Below are 19523 nucleotides of genomic sequence, written 5' to 3'. Positions count from 1 at the left end.
GGGCGGGGTCTGGCGCGTGTCGCCTACAGCTCGCGCTTGGCGCGCAGCTTGGCGAGGGCTTCGGCGAGGATGGCCTCGCCGTCCTCGTCGGAGCGGCGTTCCTTCACGTACGCCAGGTGCGTCTTGTAGGGCTCGTTGCGCGGCGCCTTGGGCGGCGCCTGCTCGTCCAGCCCGCCGGGGAGACCGCACCGTGGGCAGTCCCACGACTCGGGCCGCTCGGCTTCCAGGGCGAACGAGGGACGGGACTCGTGCCCGTTCGCGCACCAGTAGGACACCCGCTGACGGGGTGCCGACTCACCGCGCTCGGACTCACCCATCGGACCAGCACCGACCCGGGTGCCCCGGATCGCGTTGCCACCGGCCATTGATGTTCACACCCCCACCGCGTGATTCGACCCGGCGCCATGCCCACGCCGGATCACGGAAAACGAAACGCCCCCATGGTGGGGGCGCACTCAGGAAACCTTGACCAGCAGCCCGAGGCCGACGACGCAGATGATCCAGATCGAGCCCACGAACAGGGTGATCCGGTCCAGGTTCTTCTCGACGACGCTCGAACCGGAGAGGCTCGACTGCATCCCACCCCCGAACAGCGAGGAGAGGCCGCCACCCCGACCGCGATGCAGCAGCACCAGCAGGATCAGCAGCAGGCTGGTGACGATGAGCGCGATCTGCAGGATCAGAACAGCAGTCATTTCATCCTCGCTGTCGAGACGGTGGAGAACACAGGCTACCTGGTGACCGCGCCGAGTTCGACCACCGCCCCACAACGGAAGTCCCGCAGTTCCGCCGCCCTTTTGCCGCAGGCGCCGAAGCTCGTGCGGACGCACGTGCAGTACCGGGTTGGTCTGGACCATTCGGGCGAATTTGTTGTGTTTCAGAACAAACCGGGCCGATACTCGACCCACCCCCGCACCCCGTCGTCCAACAAGGGAGTCGGCCGATGATCACCCGGAGGACCCTCCTCGGCGGCCTCGCCGCCGCAGCCGCCACCGCACCGTTCACGGGCTCCGCGCTCGCGTCCGCCACGCCCCGCGCGTCCCTCGCCCTGACCCTGGTCAACAGCACCGGCGCCCACGCGGGCAAGACCCTGTGGGCCTACGTCGTCGGCACCAACCTCGCCACCGGCAGGCAGTCCCGAGTCACCGCCGACGGCGCCCTGGTCCCGGTCTCCACCGCCGACAACGGCGGCGACGGCTACACCGACTACGCGATCGCGGTCAACGGCAGCCGCACCATCCCCCTGCCGCAGGGCATGTCCGGCCGGATCTACCTGTCGGTCGGCGACAAGCTCAAGTTCCGCGCCAACCCCGGCGACGCCCTGGCGTACCCGGCGGGCTGGGTCAGCACCGACCCGAACTACCGCGTCCTGCACGACTGCGTGGAGTTCACCTACGACGGCTCCGGGATGCACTGCAACACCACGATGGTCGACATGCTGTCGGTGCCGATGAGCATCGACCTCGTGGGCAACCGCACCCAGTCCGCCGGACGGCTCGTCGCGGGCGGCCGATCCCGGGTGTTCCAGTCCATGCGCGCCCAGTCGGGCTTCTCGAACCTGGTGATCGACGACCTCCGGGTCATCGCCCCCGGCCACGGCCTGAACGCGGGCCGCTTCTCCGGTGGTTACCTGGCAGGCCACATCGACGAGGTCTGGTCCCGCTATCGAGGCCAGAACATGGTGGTCAACGCCAACAACACCACGTTCACCGGCCGCGTCCAGGGCGACCTGTTCGTGTTCGACCGGGGGGTGCGCGCGTTCGCCAAGCCCTCCACGCGCGACGTCCTGTTCTGCGACGGCACCCTCGCCGCCCCCAACGACGGGGTCACCGGCCCGGTGGCGGCGGTACTGGGCGCCGGACTCAACCGGGGCATCCTGCTCAACACCCCACAGCAACCCGTCACCGACGCCGGGTCGTACTACCGGATCGCCCAGTGCAACCACTACTCGCGGATCATGCACGAGAACACAGTGGACAGAAAGGCCTACGGCTTCGCCTTCGACGACGTGTGCGAACACGCCCCGTACATCGAAGACGGCGCCCCCAGGACGATGACGGTCACCGCCACGCCCTTCTGACGCCGTGGTGGGCGGGCTCCCGGCCCGCCCACCGGGGCAAGACACCAGCAGGTAAGCGAATGGCTGTTGAGCAAGCAGAGTGGTTGCGGGTCCGGCAGGCGCCCGGGGCACGCGGACGCAAGCTGGAGAACCGGCTGAGCTAACGGCTCACCGGGATCACCCCCCGGGCGGGCGGGGGCCTGCGGCTGTGGCACTTCGGGCTGGTGGTGGAGCCGCTGGAACTCGGGGGTGCAGCAGCTCACCGTGGCCGTGCTCGACGCCCCGGTGTTCGACCGGTTGTTCGCGGGGATGGTGGCGGTCAACGACGAGGGGCGGGTTGTCGGGCGGGGTGGCAGGCACATCCCGTTCACGGCCGAGGCGATCCGCCGCCTGGACCCCCGGCTGTCGGCGAACGGGCTGACGCTGCTGCACCGGGCGTGGCGGGCTCGGGATGTGTTGCCGGCTCACCTCTAGGCTGGCGGGATGGGGTGGGATCTGAGCGAGCTGATCGCGGAGTACGACGTGCCGGGCGCGCAGGTGGCCGTGCTGGCGGGCGGGGAGATCCGGGACGAGGCCGCGGGCGTGTTGAGCCTGCGCACGCGGGTCGAGGTGACGGCCGACTCGGTGTTCAAGATCGGGTCGATCACCAAGGTCTGGACGGCCACGCTCATCCAGCAGTTGGTGGACGACGGTGTCCTGGACCTCGACCGCGCCCTTCGCGACTACATCCCCGGCTTCCGGCTGAGCGACCCGGGCGCGACCGGGTCGCTGACCGCCCGTCACCTGCTCACCCACACCGGCGGCGTCGACGGCAACCACTTCATCGACACCGGCCGCAACGACGACGCGGTCGAGAAGTTCGTCGCCACCCTCGCCGACGCGGTGCACCCCTTCCCGCCGGGCACCGTCTTCTCCTACTCCAACAGCGGGTTCGCGGTGCTCGGCAGGCTGGTGGAGGTGTTGCGCGGCAAGCCGTTCCACGACGTGCTCCGCGAACGCCTGGTGAGACCGCTGGGGCTGCGCACCGTCGCCACCGACGCGGAGGAGGCGATCCTGCACCGCGCCGCCATCGGCCACGTCGAGGTGGGTGGGGAACTCGTGCCCACGACGACGTGGGCGGTGTCCTACTACGCCGCGGCCAGCGGGTCCTACCTCGCGATGAGCGCGCGCGAGCTGATGGAGTTCGTCCGGCTGCACCTGACCGCCCCGGCTCTTGCGGCGCTGCGCGAACCCCAGCTCGCCTCCGTCCCGGACTTCGGCGGCGGCATCCTCGGCTGGGGGCTCGGCTGGATGCTCCACCGCGACGGCGTCGTCGGGCACACCGGGGTTTCCAAGGGGCAGAAGGCATTCCTGCGCGTCGCCCCCTCGGCCGGTGTGGCGGTGGCCGTGCTGACCAACAGCACGCGCGGCGAGCCGCTGGCCCACGACATCCTCAGCGCGGCGCTCGGGAACCTCGCGGGCGTCGAGACGACACCACCGCCCGTACCGCCCGCGGACCCCACCCCGATCGACGCCGACCGCATGTGCGGCACCTACCGCACCACCCTGTACGACACCACCCTCACCACCGACGGCGACCGCGCGTTCCTGGTCCAGCGCCCGAGCAACGACCTCGCCAGGTCCTTCCTCGGCAAGTCCGAGGACCGCTTCGAGGTCGTCCGCCTCGACGACAGCGCGATCATCACCGCCGAACCCCGGGCGGGCGCCCACCAGGTCCTGTCCCTGGTCGGCTCCGACGGGCACGGCCGCGCCCGCTTCCTGCACAACGGCGCCGCCGCCCACCGGGTCCTCTGAAAGGCGCAGGGGCGCCGGGGGAATCCCCCGGCGCCCCTGACGACCGAACTGCGACTACGGCAGCGGGCCGCCCGCCGCCAGGGCGCAGAGCTTGGTGAACTCGTCCGCCTGGAGGCTGGCGCCGCCGACGAGGGCGCCGTCGATGTCCTCCTGGGCGACCAGTTCGCCGATGCTGCCCGACTTCACCGAACCGCCGTAGAGGACGCGCACGGCCGAGGCGACCTCGTCGCCGTACTTCTCGGCGAGCTTGCCGCGCAGGGCCTTGCAGACCTCCTGGGCGTCGGTGGCGGTGGCGACCTTGCCGGTGCCGATGGCCCACACCGGTTCGTAGGCCACCACGACCTTGGACACCGCGTCGGCCTTGAGGCCCTTGAGCCCGGCCACCAACTGCTCCGTGCAGTGGTCGACGTGGCCGCCCGCCTCGCGGACCTCCAGCCGCTCGCCCAGGCACAGGATCGGGGCGATGCCGTGCTTGAGGGCCGCCTTGACCTTGGCGTTGACCAGTTCGTCGGTCTCGCCGTGGTACTCGCGGCGCTCGGAGTGCCCGACCGTCACGTACGAGCAGCCGAGCTTGGCCAGCATGGGTCCGGAGACCTCGCCGGTGTAGGCGCCGGAGTCGTACCTCGACACGTCCTGGGCGCCGTAGCGCAGCAGGAGCTTGTCGCCGTCCACCATGGTCTGGATGGAGCGGATGTCGGTGAACGGCGGCAGCACGGCCACCTCCACCTTCGCGTAGTACTTCTCCGGCAGCGAGAACGCGATCTTCTGCACCAGGGCGATGGCCTCGAGGTGGTTGAGGTTCATCTTCCAGTTGCCCGCGATGAGGACCTGCCTGGCCATCACGCCTCCAGCACAGCGACGCCGGGGAGTTCCTTGCCCTCCAGGTACTCCAGCGACGCGCCGCCGCCGGTCGAGATGTGCGAGAAGCCGTCCTCGGGCAGGCCCAGCAGCCGCACCGCGGCCGCCGAGTCGCCGCCGCCGACGACCGAGTAGGCCGGGGAGTCGACGATGGCCTTGGCCACGCCGCGGGTGCCCTCGGCGAACGGGGCCAGCTCGAACACGCCCATCGGGCCGTTCCAGAACACGGTGCCCGCGCCCGCGATGACGTCGGAGTACCGCTCGACGGTGATCGGGCCGATGTCCAGGCCCTTCCACCCCTCGCGGATGTTGGCCGCGAGCACGGTCTGGGTGTTCGCCTCGGCGGAGAAGTCGTCGGCGATGACCACGTCGGCGGGCAGCAGGACCTTGCCGGGGTGCTCGGCCAGCAGCTTCTTGCAGGTGTCGATCATGTCGGCTTCCAGCAGCGAGTCGCCGACGCCGAGGCCCTCGGCGGCCAGGAAGGTGAAGCACATGCCGCCGCCGACGAGGATCGCGTCCACCTTGGGCAGCAGCGACTCGATCACGGCCAGCTTGTCCGACACCTTCGACCCGCCCAGCGCCACCACGTACGGGCGCCGGGGCTCACCGGTGAGCTGCTTGAGCACCTCGACCTCGGCCAGCACCAGACCACCGGCGTAGGCGGGGAGCCGGGTGGCGACGTCGTAGACCGAGGCCTGCTTGCGGTGCACCACGCCGAAGCCGTCGGAGACGAACACGTCCGCCAGCGCCGCGTAGGCGTCGGCGAGCGCGCCGCGCTCGGCCTCGTCCTTGCTGGTCTCGCCCGGTTCGAAGCGGACGTTCTCCAGCAGCAGCACCCCGCCGTCGGGCAGCTTGGCGACCTCGGTCTTCGCCGACTCGCCGACCACGTCGGCGGCCAGCACGACCGTGCTGCCGAGCAGGTCGGCCAGCCGCGCGGCGACCGGGGCCAGCGAGTACTTCCTGTCCGGGGTGCCCTTGGGGCGGCCCAGGTGCGCGGCCACCACGACCTTGGCGCCCGCGCCGGTGAGCGCGCGCAGCGTCGGCAGGGCGGCCTTGATCCGGCCGTCGTCGGTGATGGTGTCGCCGTCGAGGGGGACGTTGAGGTCGGCGCGCACGAGCACGCGCCGACCCGCCACACCCTCGGCGATCAGGTCGTCCAGGGTTTTCACTGTGGTCCGTCTCAGAGCTTGGAGGCGACGAGCGCGGTCAGGTCGGCGAGGCGGTTGGAGTAGCCCCACTCGTTGTCGTACCAGCCGACGACCTTCACCAGGTTGCCGGTGACCTTGGTCAGCGGCGCGTCGTAGATGCACGACGCCGGGTCGGTGACGATGTCGGAGGACACGATCGGGTCGGTGTTGTAGCGCAGGATGCCCTTGAGCGGGCCCGCGGCGGCGGCCTGGTAGGCCTCCTGCACCTCGTCGAGGGTGACGTCGCGGGACAGGGTCACCGTCAGGTCGGTGGCCGAGCCGGTCGGCACCGGGACGCGCAGCGCGTAGCCGTCGAGCTTGCCCTTGAGCTCGGGCAGCACCAGGCCGATCGCCTTGGCGGCGCCGGTCGAGGTGGGCACGATGTTCAGCGCGGCGGCGCGGGCGCGGCGCAGGTCCTTGTGCGGGGCGTCCTGCAGGTTCTGGTCCTGGGTGTAGGCGTGGATGGTGGTCATGAGACCGCGCTCCACGGTGAACGAGTCGTGCAGCACCTTCGCCAGCGGGGCCAGGCAGTTGGTGGTGCAGGAGGCGTTCGAGATGACCGTCTGCGAGCCGTCGTAGGCGGCCTCGTTGGCGCCGAGCACCACGGTCAGGTCCTCGCCCGAGGCGGGCGCGGAGATGATGACCTTCTTGGCGCCGCCCTCGTCGACGTGCTTGCGGGCGTCGGCGGCCTTGGTGAAGAAGCCGGTCGACTCGACCACGACGTCGACGCCGAGGTCCTTCCAGGGCAGCTTGCCCGGGTCGCGCTCGGCGAGCGCCTTGATGGTGTGGTCGCCGACCTTGATGCCCTCGTCGGTCACCGACACGTCCTGGGGCAGGCGGCCCAGGATGCTGTCGTACTTGAGCAGGTGCGCCATGGTCGCCACGTCACCGAGGTCGTTGAAGGCCACGATCTCGATGTCGTGGTCACTGGCGGCGACCGCCCGCCAGAAGTTGCGACCGATCCGACCGAAGCCGTTGACACCAACGCGAACCGTCACCTGTGTCTCCTCTTTGCGACTGGGTGCTTCTTGCGAACCTCTTGACCGGGAACCCTAGCGCCCGGACGGCCGGACGCAGGTCAGGAGGTCAGCGGTCTCTCTTTATCGAATCAGATCGGTGTGGTGATCGCCAGACCGATCTGCGCGCGGCGTGGTTTTTGTCTCCGGGCGCGCACCCGCCGCCCCCGGCTCGTGCGCCCGCGCGACCTTCGGACACCGCTCGGCCGCCACCCCTGGACAACCCCCGGAAAACAGCGGAGCGGGGTTCACCGACCCCCACGCCCGGTGAACCCCGCTCCGTCTCCCCCATCCCGGATGCCCCTCCCCCAAGCGGCACCCGAGCCTCACACCAGTAGAAGAGTTCCGGGTGCCACCCCGGATACACGATGAGACCCAGGTCACAAATTCTGGCGACGGTCGGTGATTCCCGACCAAGATCCACCGACGGTGGACCGCTGAACCGAGCGGTGCTCACCCGCGCGGTTCCCGCCCGGGGCGGGAACCGCCTCAGGCGTCGGCCTCGAGCATGTCCGGGGTGACCGCGGACTCGGTGTCGGGCAGGCCGAGGTCCTTGGCCCGCTTGTCGGCCATGGCCAGCAGCCTGCGGATGCGGCCCGCGACGGCGTCCTTGGTCATCGGCGGCTCGGAGAGCTGGCCCAGCTCCTCCAGCGACGCCTGCTTGTTCTTGAGCCGCAGCTCCCCCGCCGCGGTGAGGTGCTCGGGCGCCTCCGGGCCGAGGATCTCCATCGCCCGCTGCACCCTGGCCGCCGCGGCCACCGCGGCGCGCGCGGACCGGCGCAGGTTCGCGTCGTCGAAGTTGGCCAGCCGGTTGGCCGTGGCGCGCACCTCGCGGCGCATCCGGCGCTCCTCCCAGGCCAGCACGCTGGAGTGCGCGCCGAGGCGGGTGAGCAGCGCGCTGATCGCGTCGCCGTCGCGGACCACGACCCGGTCGGCGCCGCGCACCTCGCGCGACTTGGCCTGGATGCCCATCCGGCGGGCGGCGCCGACGATGGCCAGCGCGGCCTCCGGACCGGGGCAGGTGATCTCCAGCGCCGAGGAGCGGCCGGGCTCGGTGAGCGAGCCGTGCGCCAGGAACGCCCCGCGCCAGGCGGCCTCGGCGTCGCACACGCCGCCGGAGACGACCGGGGCGGGCAGGCCGCGCACCGGTCGGCCGCGCGGGTCGAGCAGCCCGGTCTGCCGGGCCAGGCCGTCGCCGTCCTTGACCACGCGGACCACGTAGCGGGTGCCCTTGCGCAGGCCCCCGGAGGTGATCACGTGCACGTCGGCGTGGTGGCCGTAGAGGTCGTGGACCTCCTTGCGCAGCCGCCGCGCGGCCGCGCCGGTGTCCAGCTCGGCCTCGACCACCACCCGGCCCGCGACGATGTGCAACCCGCCCGCGAAGCGCAGCAGGGAGGACACCTCGGCCCGGCGGCAACAGGTCTTGGACACCGTGAGCCTGCTCAGCTCGTCCTTGACTGCGGCGGTCATCGCCACTGGTCCTCCTCTCCGGGCCCGGTCCCGGGCGTACCCGGCCTACATCCCACCACGTGCCGCATCGCGGTCCGTGCGCCCCTCACCGTTCGAGCGCGGTGGCCACCGCGCGGGTCACGCTGGCCCCCAGGGCCGCCGGGTCGTGCCGGTCGGCGGCGTCGGCGGCGGCGACGTGGTCGAGCCGGATGTCCGCGCCCAGGGCCTTCGCCGCCTGGCGCAGCCGGTCCGGGACGGGCACCGAGTCCACGTCGGCGATCACCGCGTCCACCCGCAGCCTGGGCGCGTGCTCGGCCAGCACGTCGAGGTGGTGCTCCGGGGAGAACCCCTCCGTTTCCCCAGGTTGGGGGACCAGGTTGAGCACCACGACCCGGGTGGCCCCGGTCCGCACCAGGGCGTCGTGCAGGTCCGGCACCATCAGGTGCGGCAGCACGCTGGTGAACCAGGAACCGGGGCCGAGCAGCACCACGTCGGCGGCCAGGACCGCCGCGACGGCCTCGGCGCAGGCGGTCGGGCGTTCACCCCGGCGGGTGGCCGACAGCAGCCGGATGCGGCGCACCCGACCCGGGGTGGTGGCCACCGCGACCTGCCCGCGGATGTGCCGCACGGTCGCCGGGTCCTCCGCCAGGCCGGTCACGTCCGCCTCGATGTCCACCGGTTCGGGTGACATCGGCAGCACCCGCCCCGCGACGCCGAGCAGCCGGGCCGCCTCGGCGAGCGCGGCCACCGGGTCGCCCACGGTCTCCAGCAGCCCGGCGAGCACCAGGTTGCCCACGGCGTGCCCGGCGAGCGCGCCGGTGCCGCCGAAGCGGTGCCCGAAGACCGTGCCCCACGGCCCGGAATCCGGTCCCGCCAGCGCCAGCAGCGCCTTGCGCAGGTCCCCCGGCGGCAGCAGGCCCAGCTCGCGGCGCAGCCGACCGGAGGAGCCGCCGTCGTCGGCGACGGTGACCACGGCGGTGACGTCCTCGGTGATCCCGCGCAGCGCGGTCAGGGTGGCGTGCAGCCCGTGCCCGCCGCCCAGCGCGACCGCGCGCAGCGGTCGACCGGTCACTCGCGCCCCAGGTCGCGGTGCACGACCTTGACCGCCATGCCGTCCTCGTCGGACAGCCTGCGCGACAGCTCCTCGGAGATCGCCACGCTGCGGTGCTTGCCGCCGGTGCAGCCCACGGCGAGGGTCAGGTAGCGCTTGCCCTCGCGCCGGTAACCGGCGCCGATGAGCCGCAGCAGCTCGTGGTAGCGGTCGAGGAACTCGTCCGCCCCCTCCTGGCTGAGCACGTAGTTGCGCACGTCGGCGTCGCGGCCGGTCTGGTCCTTCAGCTCCGGAATCCAGAACGGGTTGGGCAGGAACCGCACGTCCATCACCAGGTCGGCGTCCATCGGCAGGCCGTACTTGTAGCCGAAGGACAGCACGGTGACCCGGGTGGCGGTGCTCGACTCGGTGCCGAACGCGTCCTCGATCTTGGCCCGGAGCTGGTGCACCGACAGCGTCGAGGTGTCCAGGATCAGGTCGGCCTCCCCGCGCAGCGGCATCAGGAGCTGCCGCTCGGCGGTGATGCCGTCGATCAGCCTGCCCTCGCCCTGCAGCGGGTGGCCGCGGCGCACCGACTCGAACCGGCGGACCAGCACGTCGTCGGTGGCCTCCAGGAACAGCACCCTGGGCTTGTAGCCGCGGGCGTCGAGGTCCTTGATGATCGCCGACAGGTCCTCGGTGAACGCCCGGGACCGCACGTCCATCACCACCGCGACGGTGGTGATCGCGCCCCTGGCCCGGGAACCCAGCTCGACCATGGTGGAGATCAGCTCCGGCGGGAGGTTGTCCACCACGAACCAGCCGAGGTCCTCCAGGCACTTGGCCGCGGTGCTGCGGCCCGCCCCGGACAGCCCGGTGACCACGGCCACCTCGATGCCCGGTCCCCCGACGGGGGGTTGCTCGTCGCGCACTGTCGCGTCGCTCACTGCTGCCTCTCCTGCCCGCCTGCCGCGGCGGTCGTGTCCTGCGCGCCGCCCGCGAGCGCGGTGTGCACGGCGCGGGCGGTGCCCGGTCCGATGCCGGGCACGCTCTCGATCTCCTCGACGCTCGCCGCGCGCAGCCGCTTGAGCGAGCCGAAGTGCTTGATGAGCACCGCCTTGCGGGTGTGGCCCAGCCCGGGCACGTCGTCGAGCGCCGACGCGGTGAGGCGCTTGGAGCGCTTCTGCCGATGGTAGGCGATGGCGAAGCGGTGGGCTTCGTCGCGCACCCGTTGCAGCAGGTAGAGCGCTTCGCTGGTGCGCGGGAGGATGGTGGGGTCCGGGTCGCCGGGCAGCCAGACCTCCTCCAGCCGCTTGGCCAGCCCGACCACCGCCACGTCGGTGACGCCCAGCTCGGAGAGCACCTCCGCGGCCGCGTCGGCCTGCGGGCCCGCGCCGTCGACGACGTAGAGGTTGGGCGGGTAGGCGAAGCGGCGCGGCTTGCCGGTCTCCGGGTCGATGCCGGGGGTGGGCCCCTGCCCGCCCGCCTCGCCCGCGTACTTGGCGAACCGGCGGCGGGTGACCTCGGCGATGGCGGCCACGTCGCCCTCGGTGGCGGCCTCGCGGATGGCGAAGCGGCGGTACTCGGACTTGCGCGCCAGGCCGTCCTCGAACACCACCAGCGAGGCGACCACGTCGCTGCCCTGGATGTGGCTGATGTCGACGCACTCGATGCGCAGCGGGGCGGTGTCGAGCCCGAGGCCCTCCTGCAACTCCTGCAACGCCGCCGAGCGGGCCGTCAGGTCGCCCGCGCGGCGCAGCTTGTGCTGGGTGAACGCCTCTTTCGCGTTGCGCTCCACGGTTTCCATGAGCGCCCGCTTGTCGCCGCGCTGCGGCACCCGCAGGGCGACCCGGGAGCCGCGCAGCCCGCTGAGCCAGTCGGCGAGCGCGCCCGCGTCGGTGGGCAGCTCGGGCACCAGCACCTCGCGCGGCACCGGGCTGCCCGCCGAGTCGTCGGCGGGCGGGCTGTCGGTGGCCGTGCCGTCGCTGACCGGGCCGTCGCCGGTCGGGCGGGCGGCGGGCTCGGTGCCGGGCTCGACGATCTCGGCCTGGTCGCCGTAGAACTGGCTGAGGAACTGCTCCACCAGGGCGGGCACCGGGCTGGTGGAGCCCTCCGCGCCGCCCTCCTCCAGCCGGTCGACGACCCAGCCGCGCTGCCCGCGCACCCGGCCACCGCGCACGTGGAAGACCTGCACGGCGGCTTCGAGGTCGTCGTGGGCGAAGGCGACCACGTCGGCGTCGGTGCCGTCGCCGAGCACCACGGCCTGCTTCTCCAGGGCCCGGCGCAGCGCGCCGATGTCGTCGCGCAGCCGGGCGGCCCGCTCGAACTCCAGCTCGTCGGAGGCCGCCGCCATCTCCCGCTCCAGGCGGCGGACCATGGCGTCGGTCTTGCCGGAGAGGAAGTCGCAGAAGTCGAGCACGATCCCGCGGTGCTCCTCGGCGCTGACCCGGCCGACGCAGGGCGCCGAGCACTTGTCGATGTAGCCGAGCAGGCACGGCCGCCCGATCTGGCCGTGCCGCTTGAACACCCCGGTCGAGCAGGTGCGCGCCGGGAAGACCCGCAGCAGCAGGTCCAGGGTCTCGCGGATGGCCCAGGCGTGCGCGTACGGGCCGAAGTAGCGGACGCCGCGCTTGCGCGGGCCGCGGTAGACGTGCAGCCGCGGGTACTGCTCGTTCAGCGTCACCGCCAGGACCGGGTAGGTCTTGTCGTCGCGGTAGCGGACGTTGAACCGCGGGTCGAACTCCTTGATCCAGTTGTACTCGAGCTGCAGCGCCTCGACCTCGGTCGCCACCACGGTCCACTCGACGCCGCCCGCGGTGGTCACCATCTGCCGGGTGCGCGGGTGCAGCGCGGTCACGTCGGCGAAGTACGAGTTCAGCCTGCTGCGCAGGCTCTTCGCCTTGCCGACGTAGATGACCCGGCCACCCGGGTCGCGGAACTTGTAGACGCCGGGGGCGTCGGGGATGGTGCCGGTGGCGGGGCGGTAGGCGGACGGGTCGGGCACGGCGTCAACCCTACGGCCGGGGTACGACACTCCCGGCCGCAGGGTTGACCGGCGCGGCGCCGATCAGCGCGGGGAACGCCCGAGCCGGTCGCATCGGGCGGGTCAGGCGACGGAGTGCAGGTTCCCGTCGCCGCCGATGACGCAGGCCGCCGCGTCCGCGTCGGAGGTCACGAACTCCGCCACGCAGCGGCCGAGCTGGGCGTGCCCGCGGGCGTTCGGGTGGAAGGACTGCTGGGCCATGTGCACGCCGATGGCGTCGAGGCCGCCGGTGGCCAGCGCCTGCGGGTCGACCATCAGCCGGTTCTGCCACTCGCTGTCGCGGGTGCCGCTGCACGCCTCCCGCCCCTCGGTGGCGCGGCCGAAGTCCAGGAAGGACACCCCGGCGCGGGTGGCGACGCCGCGCAGCGTCTCGGCCAGCTGCGGCACCGCCTCGGTGCGCGCCCACTTGGCGTCGGCCAGGCGCAGCGGGCACCCGTCGAACCCGTGGGTGGTGGGGTCCATCTTCTCGGTCAGGGGCGAGGAGTACGAGGTCAGCACGAACCGGTAGTCGGTGTCGGCGTACCCGGCCTGGCGCATGGCGGACTTCACGTCGGCGACGGCCGCCTCGACCCGGGGCGCCATGGCCGACAGCCGCCCCGGCCACTGGTCGCGCAGCGCCGCGGAGCAGTCGGACCCGAACGGGTTGAACCACTTGAGGACGCAGTCGATGATGGTGTCGGTGAAGTCGGGGTCGTCGTTGGCGCCGACCTGGAGCACGACCGCGGTCACCCGGTTCTCGGTGGCCACCTGGATCAGCCGCCGCGCCTGGGAGCCCTCGGTGTGGTGGGTGGTGTCGGCGAGGGAGACGTTCGCGGCGTTCGCGCCGGAGCAGGCCAGGTTGACCGCCTTGTCGGCGAGCCGGGTCTGGTGGATCAGCGCGTGCGGGGAGCGGTGGCACCAGTTGCCGCCCTCCCCGCCGGTGCCCGCCTCGTAGTCGCCCGCGCCCTCCCCGGAGATGGCGCTGTCGCCCAGGGACACCACGGCGGTGGGCCGGTCGTCGGCCCGGGCCGGGGTGGTCAGGGCCGGTACGGCGAGTGCCGCGGCCAGCACGGCGGCGACCGCGGTGCCGAGGGTTCGGGCGGGCAGCATGCGGGGGGCCTCCGGGGTTCAGCGACAGCCTAGTGTGACCACCACTCAACCAGGAGTGACCACGCGAAGCCATTACCCGAACGGGTCTGACCCGGTGCCCGCCCCCGACCACCCGGCCGGGGACGGACACTCCACAGTGGACCGTCAGGCGAGGACGACGTTCGCGCCGTCGACCTTGACCGCGACCTCCTTGAGGCCGGTCTTCGCCGGGCCCTTGGTGACCGCGCCGTCGGTGCTGGTGAAGGTGCTGCCGTGCCGCGGGCAGGTGATCACACCGGACTGCGGCGCGGTGACCGTGGCGCCCTGGTGCGGGCAGCTCGGGTCGAAGCCCTTGACCGCGGAGCCGGTGCGGACCAGCAGGACCTGCCCGTTCGGGCCGTCGGCCAGCACGCCGCCGCCGTCGGGGATGTCGGCCAGCGCCGCCAGCGCCGACCCGCCCGCGGGGGCGGACCCGCCGGTCGGGCTCGCGCCGCCCGCGCTGGAGCCGGGGGTGTTCGGGTTGTCGACGGTGGAGCCGGAGTCGGTCTCGGTGCCGCAGGCGGCGATGAGCGCGCCGGGCGCCACCAGCGCGACCATCAGGCCACAGAGGACCTGGCGGCGGGAGCGCGGCTCGGCGGGGGTCTGTGGTGTCGTCGTGGTGGTTTCGACAGTCACGCGGGGTGCCTCCTCGGTGCACGGGAACGTCCGGGGTCTACCCCGGTCGGTACGCGGGCCCGCGCCGGGGGGTTCACCCGATCCGGGCTTTCACAGGTTCGCCTCAGGTGGGGGGCGAACTCCGGGCGGGGTCGGGGGCTTCCCGGATGCCGCCGGTGCGCGGGTCCGGCGAGGGTGGGGACATGCGCAAAGCACTGATCGCCCTGGCCGTGTTCCTCGGCGGCTACCTGGTGTTCCGGGCACTCGCGGAGCCGTTCGTCATCGACGTGTTCGACCCGGCGTCCTACGCCGACGACTGGGGCGGGCCGAGCCTGGCAGGCGTGCTGCTGGTGCACTGCGGCCCCGGGGTCGTCTCGGCGGTGCTGCTGTGGCGCGGCGCGACCAGGGGGCGGCGGCGCTCACAGCCCGAGGTGCACGCGCAGGGCGGCGTCCAAGTCGGCGAGGAGCGCGGCGGGGAGGCTGCCCACCCGGCGGCGGACCCGGGCGGTGGCCAGTGAGCGGACCTGCTCGGCCTGCGCCTTCGAGTCGACCGACAGCCCGCACGGGGCGGCGGGGAGCAGCACCTGGAAGGGGAACACCCGGGTGGTGTTGGAGGTGATCGGCACGACGGTGAGCACACCGCGGCCGGTGCGGCCCGCGACCTGGTTGGCGGCGTCGTTGGAGACGATCACGGCGGGGCGGACCTTGTCGGCCTCCGAGCCGCGGACGGGCTCCAGGTCGACCAGGTGGATGTCACCGCGGCGGAAGTGCCTGGCGCGGGTCTCGGCCGCGCGGGCGTCGGGTTCGGGCATCAGCGGCGGGGTTCGAGGGTGGGCATCGGTGGTCTCGGGTGGGGCTCAGCCGCGGGCCTCGGCCAGGCCGTCGGGCGTGGCTGGTTCCCACACGGTGGCTTCGTCGGCGTCCCACTCGTCGAAGGCGGCGGCGTAGCAATCTTGCAGGCTGGTCTGCCGCAGCAGCGCGATGGCGGTGTGGATCACCGAGGAGCGCGTGGCCGCATCGGCGCGCGCGGAGTACTCGTCGAGGAAGCGCACGTCCTCCTCGGGCAGGCTCACACTCAGTTTCACACCCCCGATGCTACCCCGGGTGGCACCCATGGGGCATCACCCCGAGCGCACCACCCGGAGGGCTCAGCCCGCCTCGGTGACCGTGGCGGCCCGGTGCAGCTTGCGCAGCTCGCGGATGGTGGCCACCGCGCGGTCGCCGTCGATGGCCTGCACGGCCATCACCGGCACGTACTCGTCGTCGGGCAGCTCCAGGCGGGCCCAGGAGGCGCCGTCGGGGAAGCTGATCGAGCGGATGTGGTCCCACGGGTAGCGGGTGCTGCCCAGCAGGTTGCGGACGGTGACGCCGTCGGCGTCCGCGGCGACCCTGGGCCGGGTCAGCCACAGCGCGCCGCAGGCCAGCAGCACGCCGATGCCGACCATGGCGACCTGGTCGGACACCTGGAAGTACACCCCGGTCGGGGTGTCGCGCAGCAGCACCGCCACCACCGTGAACACCGCGACGAACACCACGGCGAACGCGGCGGCGACGAAGCGGACCTTGCGCGGCCGGGAGGTGACGGTCACCGGAAGCCCCGCTCGGTCCAGGGCTGCCGCAGTCCCCGCAGCACCAGTGCCGCCTCCAACGCCGCCACGCACGCCTCGTACCCCTTGTCCTCGGCCGCCCCGGGCACCCCGGAGCGGTCCACCGCCTGCTGGTCGTCGTTCACCGTGAGCACGCCGTTGCCGACCGGGGTGCACTCGTCGAGCGAGATGCGGGTCAGGCCCGCGGTGACCGCGTCGCACACGTACTCGAAGTGCGGGGTGCCGCCGCGCACGACCACGCCGAGGGCCACCACCGCGTCGTGGTGCTTGGCCAGTTCCTGGCACACCACGGGCAGCTCGACCGCGCCCGCGACCCGGACCACGGTCGGCTCCTCGACCCCGGCGTCCTCCGCCGCGGCCAACGCCCGGGTCAGGAGCTGACCGGTGACCTCCGCGTGCCACTTGGTCGCCGCGATGGCCAACCGGATGCCCGTCGCGTCCGGTGCCACCGCCTCGGGCCTGCCCGCGCCGCTCATGCCCGGTCCTCCCCGCCGCGCTGGGCGACCGCCCCGGCGGCGATGCCGTCCTCGTACTGCTCCAGCTCGGTGATCTCGTGGCCCATCCGGTCGCGCTTGGTGCGCAGGTAGCGCAGGTTCTCCGGGTTCGGCCACACCGACAGCGGCACCCGGTCGACCACGGTCAGCCCGTAGCCCTCCAGGCCGACCCGCTTGGCCGGGTTGTTGGTGAGCAGCCGCATCGACTTCACCCCGAGGTCGACCAGGATCTGCGCGCCGGTGCCGTAGTCGCGGGCGTCCGCGGGCACGCCGAGCGCGAGGTTCGCGTCCACCGTGTCCTGGCCCTCGTCCTGCAACTGGTAGGCCTGCAACTTGTGCATGAGGCCGATGCCGCGGCCCTCGTGCCCGCGCATGTAGAGCACCACGCCGCGCCCCTCGGCGGCGACGGCCTCCTGGGCGGCGTCGAGCTGCGGGCCGCAGTCGCAGCGCAGCGAGCCGAACACGTCCCCGGTCAGGCACTCGGAGTGCACCCGGACCAGCACGTCCTCGCCGTCGCCGAGGTCGCCGTAGACCAGCGCGACGTGCTCGATGCCGTCGAGCAGGCTGTCGAAGCCGACCGCGCGGAAGGTGCCGTGCGCGGTGGGGATGCGCGCCTCGGCGACGCGGACGACCTGCTTCTCGGTGCGCCTGCGGTAGGCGATCAGGTCGGCGATGGTGATGATCGCCAGGTCGTGCTCGGCGGCGAAGACCTCCAGCTCGTCGCGGCGGGCCATGTCGCCCTCGCTCTTCTGCGAGACGACCTCGCAGAGCACGCCCGCGGGCCGCAGCCCGGCCATCCTGGCCAGGTCGACCGAGGCTTCGGTGTGCCCGGGCCGGCGCAGCACGCCGCCCTCCTTGGCCCGCAGCGGCACCACGTGCCCGGGGCGGTTGAAGTCGGCGGCGGTGGCCTCGGCGGAGGCCAGCAGCCGGATGGTGTGCGCCCGGTCGTGCGCGGAGATGCCGGTGCTGATGCCCTCCTTGGCGTCCACGGTCACGGTGTAGGCGGTGCCGCGGGCGTCCTGGTTGGTGTGGAACATCGGCGGCAGGTCCAGCCGCACGCAGTCGGCGTCGGGCAGCGCGACGCAGACGTAGCCGGAGGAGTAGCGGACCATGAAGGCCAGCAGCTCCGGGGTGGTCTTCTCGGCGGCGAAGATGAGGTCGCCCTCGTTCTCGCGGTCCTCGTCGTCGACGACCACGACGGCCTTGCCCGCCGCGATGTCGGCGAGGGCGCGGTCGATGTCTGGGAAGTCACTCACCCTGGTCCTCCTGTCCGGCGGGATCTCCCCCAGTGTGCCCCGCACCGCTGACGGGAAGGTGTGGGGTTGTCAGGCGTTCCACGTACTTGGCGATCACGTCGACCTCGAGGTTGACCTTGTCGCCCGGCGCGCGCTGCCCCAGGGTGGTCGCCCGGAGCGTCTCGGGGATGAGGCTGACGGAGAACCGGTCGTCCCCGACCTGCACGACGGTCAGCGACACGCCGTCGACGGTGATCGACCCCTTCTCCACCACGTACCTGGCCAGGTGCGGCGGCAGGCCGATGGTGACCAGGTCCCAGTGCTCGGACGGCTCGCGGCTGATCAGCACCCCGGTCCCGTCGACGTGGCCCTGCACGATGTGCCCGCCGAAGCGCTGCCCCACGGCGGCGGCGCGCTCCAGGTTGACCGAGTCACCCTCGGCCACCCCGTCGAGGCTGCTGCGCTTGAGCGTCTCGTGCATCACGTCGGCGGTGAAGGTGCCCCCGTCCAACTCGACCACGGTCAGGCAGACGCCGTTGACCGCGATCGAGTCCCCCTGCTTGGCGTCGCTGGTGACCAGCGGTCCGGAGATGGTGACCCGTGCTGCGTCCGCGAGGTCGCGCACGGCGACCACCGCACCGCGCTCCTCGACGATCCCGGTGAACAACGCCACTCTCCTCCTCGGTCGGTCGGTCCGGGTCAGTCCCGGACCGGGACGGCGGACACCCGCACGTCCGGCCCACTCATGGTGACCCCTTCGACGCGCAACCGGTGGGCCCCGGTGATCGTCGCCACGCCGGCGTCACCCAGCGCCACCGGCCCGGCACCGAGCAGGGTCGGCGCCAGGTAGGCCAGCACCCGGTCGACGAGCCCGGCCCGGGTGAACGCGCCAGCCAGGGTCGGCCCACCCTCCAGCAGCACGTCGACCACACCGCGCGCACCGAGCACGGCGAGCACCTCCGCCGGGTCGTGCGTGCGGACGTGCAGCGTCTCGGCGGCGTCGTCGAGCACCCGCGCGCCGCCCGGGAGGTCACCGAGTCCCACGACAACCCGCAACGGTTGCCGGGCCGCCGGTGTTCCACCCGCGTCCCGAGCGGTCAGCGCCGGGTCGTCGGCCAGCACGGTGCCCCGCCCGGCGACGATGGCGTCGACCTTGCGGCGCACCTCGTGCACCTCGACCCGCGAGTCACCCGAACTGATCCACCGACTGGTCCCATCAGCGGCGGCCACCCGCCCGTCGAGGGTGGCGGCGTACTTCCAAGTCACGTGCGGCCGCCCGGTGGCCACCGAGTGCAACCACGCCCGCAACGGCCCGGCCGCGACCTCGTCGGCGAGCACCCCACCCTCGACCCGCACCCCGGCGTCGGCGAGCACGCGCCCACCCCCGGCGGCCTGCGGGTCTGGGTCGGACACGGCGTAGACCACCCGCGCGACCCCGGCGGCCAACAGCGCACCGGCGCAGGGAGGGGTCCGCCCGTAGTGCGAACACGGTTCAAGGGTGACGACGGCGGTACCGCCCCTGGCCCGCTCCCCCGCCACCGCGAGCGCCCCCACCTCGGCGTGCGCCCCACCCGGGGGCTGAGTCCCCCCGGTCCCGACCACGACCCCGTCCCGATCGAGCACGACGCACCCGACGGGCGGGTTGGGACTGGTGGTCCCCCGCACCGCCTCCGCGCACTCCACGGCGGTCCACATCGCCGCGACCAGGCTCTCCTCCACGGCGGACAGTCTGGCAGGACACACCGACCCCGGTGCACGCGACCGGCCGGGCCCACCCGGGTTGAGACCGATCAGGCCACCCACCTCCAGCGGCCCACACGGCGCAGCCGCCAACCATCCTCGAAACCGCCGGCCCGGCGCCCAGCCACGCCGACCCCCACCGTGCGCAGCCGCCAACCAGCCCGCCAACCCCAAGCCGGGCGGCCAGCCACCCACAACCCCACCGTGCGCAGCCGCCGACCACCCAAGAAACCGGCGGCCCGGCTACGGATATGCCCGGGTGGGTGGATGTGCTTGGGTGGGGGAAGCG

22 protein-coding genes are annotated in these 19523 nt (G+C 72.8%); 4 read left to right on the top strand and 18 right to left on the bottom strand.

The genetic code is table 11. From position 1 onward, the window contains the following. Window positions 1-23: 23 nt before the first annotated feature. Together UO65_RS26555 and secG are read right to left on the bottom strand one after the other, a co-directional pair. Window positions 24-365 carry an RNA polymerase-binding protein RbpA gene (locus UO65_RS26555; protein WP_035287678.1) on the bottom strand — a complete coding sequence of 114 codons (342 nt, stop codon included), beginning with the start codon at window positions 363-365 and terminating at the stop codon, window positions 24-26. A 90-nt stretch (window positions 366-455) separates the two neighbouring features. Then, entirely contained in the window at window positions 456-695 is a 240-nt protein-coding gene (gene secG / locus UO65_RS26550) for a preprotein translocase subunit SecG (RefSeq protein WP_035287676.1), read from the bottom strand. 248 nt (window positions 696-943) lie between these two features. On the opposite strand from secG, the gene UO65_RS26545 reads away from it, so the two are divergent. The 3 genes from UO65_RS26545 to UO65_RS26535 all read left to right on the top strand — a co-directional run bounded on the left by UO65_RS26545 (window position 944) and on the right by UO65_RS26535 (window position 3853). Then, window positions 944-2080, top strand: a complete 1137-nt coding sequence (locus UO65_RS26545) for a beta-1,3-glucanase family protein (RefSeq protein WP_035287675.1) — start codon at window positions 944-946, stop codon at window positions 2078-2080. 228 nt (window positions 2081-2308) lie between these two features. Then, window positions 2309-2533 carry a hypothetical protein gene (locus UO65_RS26540; RefSeq protein WP_035287674.1) on the top strand — a complete coding sequence of 75 codons (225 nt, stop codon included), beginning with the start codon at window positions 2309-2311 and terminating at the stop codon, window positions 2531-2533. A gap of 9 nt (window positions 2534-2542) precedes the next feature. Further along, window positions 2543-3853 carry a serine hydrolase domain-containing protein gene (locus UO65_RS26535; RefSeq protein WP_035287673.1) on the top strand — a complete coding sequence of 437 codons (1311 nt, stop codon included), beginning with the start codon at window positions 2543-2545 and terminating at the stop codon, window positions 3851-3853. Between the two features lie 54 nt (window positions 3854-3907). Here the strand turns inward: UO65_RS26535 and tpiA are convergent, their stop codons facing one another. From tpiA to UO65_RS26490, 9 genes are all read right to left on the bottom strand, one after another. Continuing rightward, window positions 3908-4693 carry a triose-phosphate isomerase gene (gene tpiA / locus UO65_RS26530; RefSeq protein WP_035287672.1) on the bottom strand — a complete coding sequence of 262 codons (786 nt, stop codon included), beginning with the start codon at window positions 4691-4693 and terminating at the stop codon, window positions 3908-3910. After that, on the bottom strand, window positions 4693-5880 hold the full coding sequence (locus UO65_RS26525) for a phosphoglycerate kinase (protein WP_035287668.1): 1188 nt from the start codon (window positions 5878-5880) through the stop codon (window positions 4693-4695). Before UO65_RS26525 ends, tpiA begins: the two co-directional genes overlap by 1 nt. Before the next feature lie 11 nt (window positions 5881-5891). Further along, window positions 5892-6896 carry a type I glyceraldehyde-3-phosphate dehydrogenase gene (gene gap, locus UO65_RS26520; RefSeq protein WP_035287666.1) on the bottom strand — a complete coding sequence of 335 codons (1005 nt, stop codon included), beginning with the start codon at window positions 6894-6896 and terminating at the stop codon, window positions 5892-5894. A 507-nt stretch (window positions 6897-7403) separates the two neighbouring features. Then, window positions 7404-8390, bottom strand: a complete 987-nt coding sequence (gene whiA / locus UO65_RS26515; protein ID WP_035287665.1) for a DNA-binding protein WhiA — start codon at window positions 8388-8390, stop codon at window positions 7404-7406. Between the two features lie 79 nt (window positions 8391-8469). Then, window positions 8470-9420 (bottom strand): gluconeogenesis factor YvcK family protein, encoded by a 951-nt coding sequence (locus tag UO65_RS26510; RefSeq protein ID WP_035287732.1) that lies wholly within the window; start codon window positions 9418-9420, stop codon window positions 8470-8472. An 11-nt stretch (window positions 9421-9431) separates the two neighbouring features. Continuing rightward, window positions 9432-10340 carry an RNase adapter RapZ gene (gene rapZ / locus UO65_RS26505; RefSeq protein WP_035287664.1) on the bottom strand — a complete coding sequence of 303 codons (909 nt, stop codon included), beginning with the start codon at window positions 10338-10340 and terminating at the stop codon, window positions 9432-9434. After that, on the bottom strand, window positions 10337-12397 hold the full coding sequence (uvrC, locus tag UO65_RS26500; protein ID WP_052021809.1) for an excinuclease ABC subunit UvrC: 2061 nt from the start codon (window positions 12395-12397) through the stop codon (window positions 10337-10339). The genes rapZ and uvrC overlap by 4 nt, the downstream gene beginning before the upstream one ends. 102 nt (window positions 12398-12499) lie before the next feature. Beyond that, window positions 12500-13525, bottom strand: a complete 1026-nt coding sequence (locus UO65_RS26495) for a GDSL-type esterase/lipase family protein (RefSeq protein ID WP_035287662.1) — start codon at window positions 13523-13525, stop codon at window positions 12500-12502. A gap of 144 nt (window positions 13526-13669) precedes the next feature. Beyond that, window positions 13670-14179, bottom strand: coding sequence for a Rieske (2Fe-2S) protein (locus UO65_RS26490; RefSeq protein WP_233427849.1), 510 nt, complete (start codon window positions 14177-14179; stop codon window positions 13670-13672). Between the two features lie 182 nt (window positions 14180-14361). On the opposite strand from UO65_RS26490, the gene UO65_RS37600 reads away from it, so the two are divergent. Next, a complete protein-coding gene (locus UO65_RS37600) occupies window positions 14362-14676 on the top strand; it encodes a hypothetical protein (RefSeq protein WP_146241349.1) in 315 nt (104 codons plus the stop codon). On the opposite strand, the gene UO65_RS26485 is transcribed toward UO65_RS37600, so the two are convergent. From UO65_RS26485 to ribD, 7 genes are all read right to left on the bottom strand, one after another. Then, on the bottom strand, window positions 14578-14970 hold the full coding sequence (locus UO65_RS26485) for a type II toxin-antitoxin system PemK/MazF family toxin (protein WP_052021808.1): 393 nt from the start codon (window positions 14968-14970) through the stop codon (window positions 14578-14580). The two genes, UO65_RS37600 and UO65_RS26485, sit on opposite strands and share 99 nt — an antisense overlap. A 45-nt stretch (window positions 14971-15015) precedes the next feature. Beyond that, complete coding sequence (locus UO65_RS26480; protein ID WP_035287660.1) at window positions 15016-15243, bottom strand: ribbon-helix-helix domain-containing protein; 228 nt, start codon at window positions 15241-15243, stop codon at window positions 15016-15018. A 63-nt stretch (window positions 15244-15306) separates the two neighbouring features. Beyond that, window positions 15307-15747, bottom strand: a complete 441-nt coding sequence (locus UO65_RS26475) for a PH domain-containing protein (RefSeq protein WP_035287659.1) — start codon at window positions 15745-15747, stop codon at window positions 15307-15309. After that, complete coding sequence (gene ribH, locus UO65_RS26470; RefSeq protein WP_035287657.1) at window positions 15744-16241, bottom strand: 6,7-dimethyl-8-ribityllumazine synthase; 498 nt, start codon at window positions 16239-16241, stop codon at window positions 15744-15746. Before ribH ends, UO65_RS26475 begins: the two co-directional genes overlap by 4 nt. Next, a complete protein-coding gene (locus UO65_RS26465; protein WP_035287655.1) occupies window positions 16238-17515 on the bottom strand; it encodes a bifunctional 3,4-dihydroxy-2-butanone-4-phosphate synthase/GTP cyclohydrolase II in 1278 nt (425 codons plus the stop codon). Before UO65_RS26465 ends, ribH begins: the two co-directional genes overlap by 4 nt. After that, the gene (locus UO65_RS26460) at window positions 17508-18161 is read right to left on the bottom strand and encodes a riboflavin synthase (RefSeq protein ID WP_052021813.1); all 654 of its coding nucleotides are present in this window, start codon (window positions 18159-18161) and stop codon (window positions 17508-17510) included. Before UO65_RS26460 ends, UO65_RS26465 begins: the two co-directional genes overlap by 8 nt. Window positions 18162-18193: 32 nt before the next feature. Further along, window positions 18194-19189 (bottom strand): bifunctional diaminohydroxyphosphoribosylaminopyrimidine deaminase/5-amino-6-(5-phosphoribosylamino)uracil reductase RibD, encoded by a 996-nt coding sequence (gene ribD, locus UO65_RS26455; protein WP_052021812.1) that lies wholly within the window; start codon window positions 19187-19189, stop codon window positions 18194-18196. Window positions 19190-19523: the final 334 nt, after the last annotated feature.

This window comes from Actinokineospora spheciospongiae (assembly GCF_000564855.1).
In the GTDB taxonomy this organism is placed as follows: Bacteria; Actinomycetota; Actinomycetes; order Mycobacteriales; family Pseudonocardiaceae; genus Actinokineospora; species Actinokineospora spheciospongiae.
Note: the sequence above shows the minus strand (reverse complement) of the source record. Positions and strands in the feature narration are given on the sequence as shown.

Bases quoted from the DNA above. Each gene is read 5' to 3' on its own strand.
- UO65_RS37600 (WP_146241349.1), top strand. From the start codon at position 14,362: ATGCGCAAAGCACTGATCGCCCTGGCCGTGTTCCTCGGCGGCTACCTG.
- ribD (WP_052021812.1), bottom strand. From the start codon at position 19,189: ATGTGGACCGCCGTGGAGTGCGCGGAGGCGGTGCGGGGGACCACCAGT.
- UO65_RS26555 (WP_035287678.1), bottom strand. From the start codon at position 365: ATGGCCGGTGGCAACGCGATCCGGGGCACCCGGGTCGGTGCTGGTCCG.
- UO65_RS26495 (WP_035287662.1), bottom strand. From the start codon at position 13,525: ATGCTGCCCGCCCGAACCCTCGGCACCGCGGTCGCCGCCGTGCTGGCC.
- ribH (WP_035287657.1), bottom strand. From the start codon at position 16,241: ATGAGCGGCGCGGGCAGGCCCGAGGCGGTGGCACCGGACGCGACGGGC.
- UO65_RS26545 (WP_035287675.1), top strand. From the start codon at position 944: ATGATCACCCGGAGGACCCTCCTCGGCGGCCTCGCCGCCGCAGCCGCC.
- secG (WP_035287676.1), bottom strand. From the start codon at position 695: ATGACTGCTGTTCTGATCCTGCAGATCGCGCTCATCGTCACCAGCCTG.
- UO65_RS26535 (WP_035287673.1), top strand. From the start codon at position 2,543: ATGGGGTGGGATCTGAGCGAGCTGATCGCGGAGTACGACGTGCCGGGC.
- UO65_RS26485 (WP_052021808.1), bottom strand. From the start codon at position 14,970: ATGCCCGAACCCGACGCCCGCGCGGCCGAGACCCGCGCCAGGCACTTC.
- tpiA (WP_035287672.1), bottom strand. From the start codon at position 4,693: ATGGCCAGGCAGGTCCTCATCGCGGGCAACTGGAAGATGAACCTCAAC.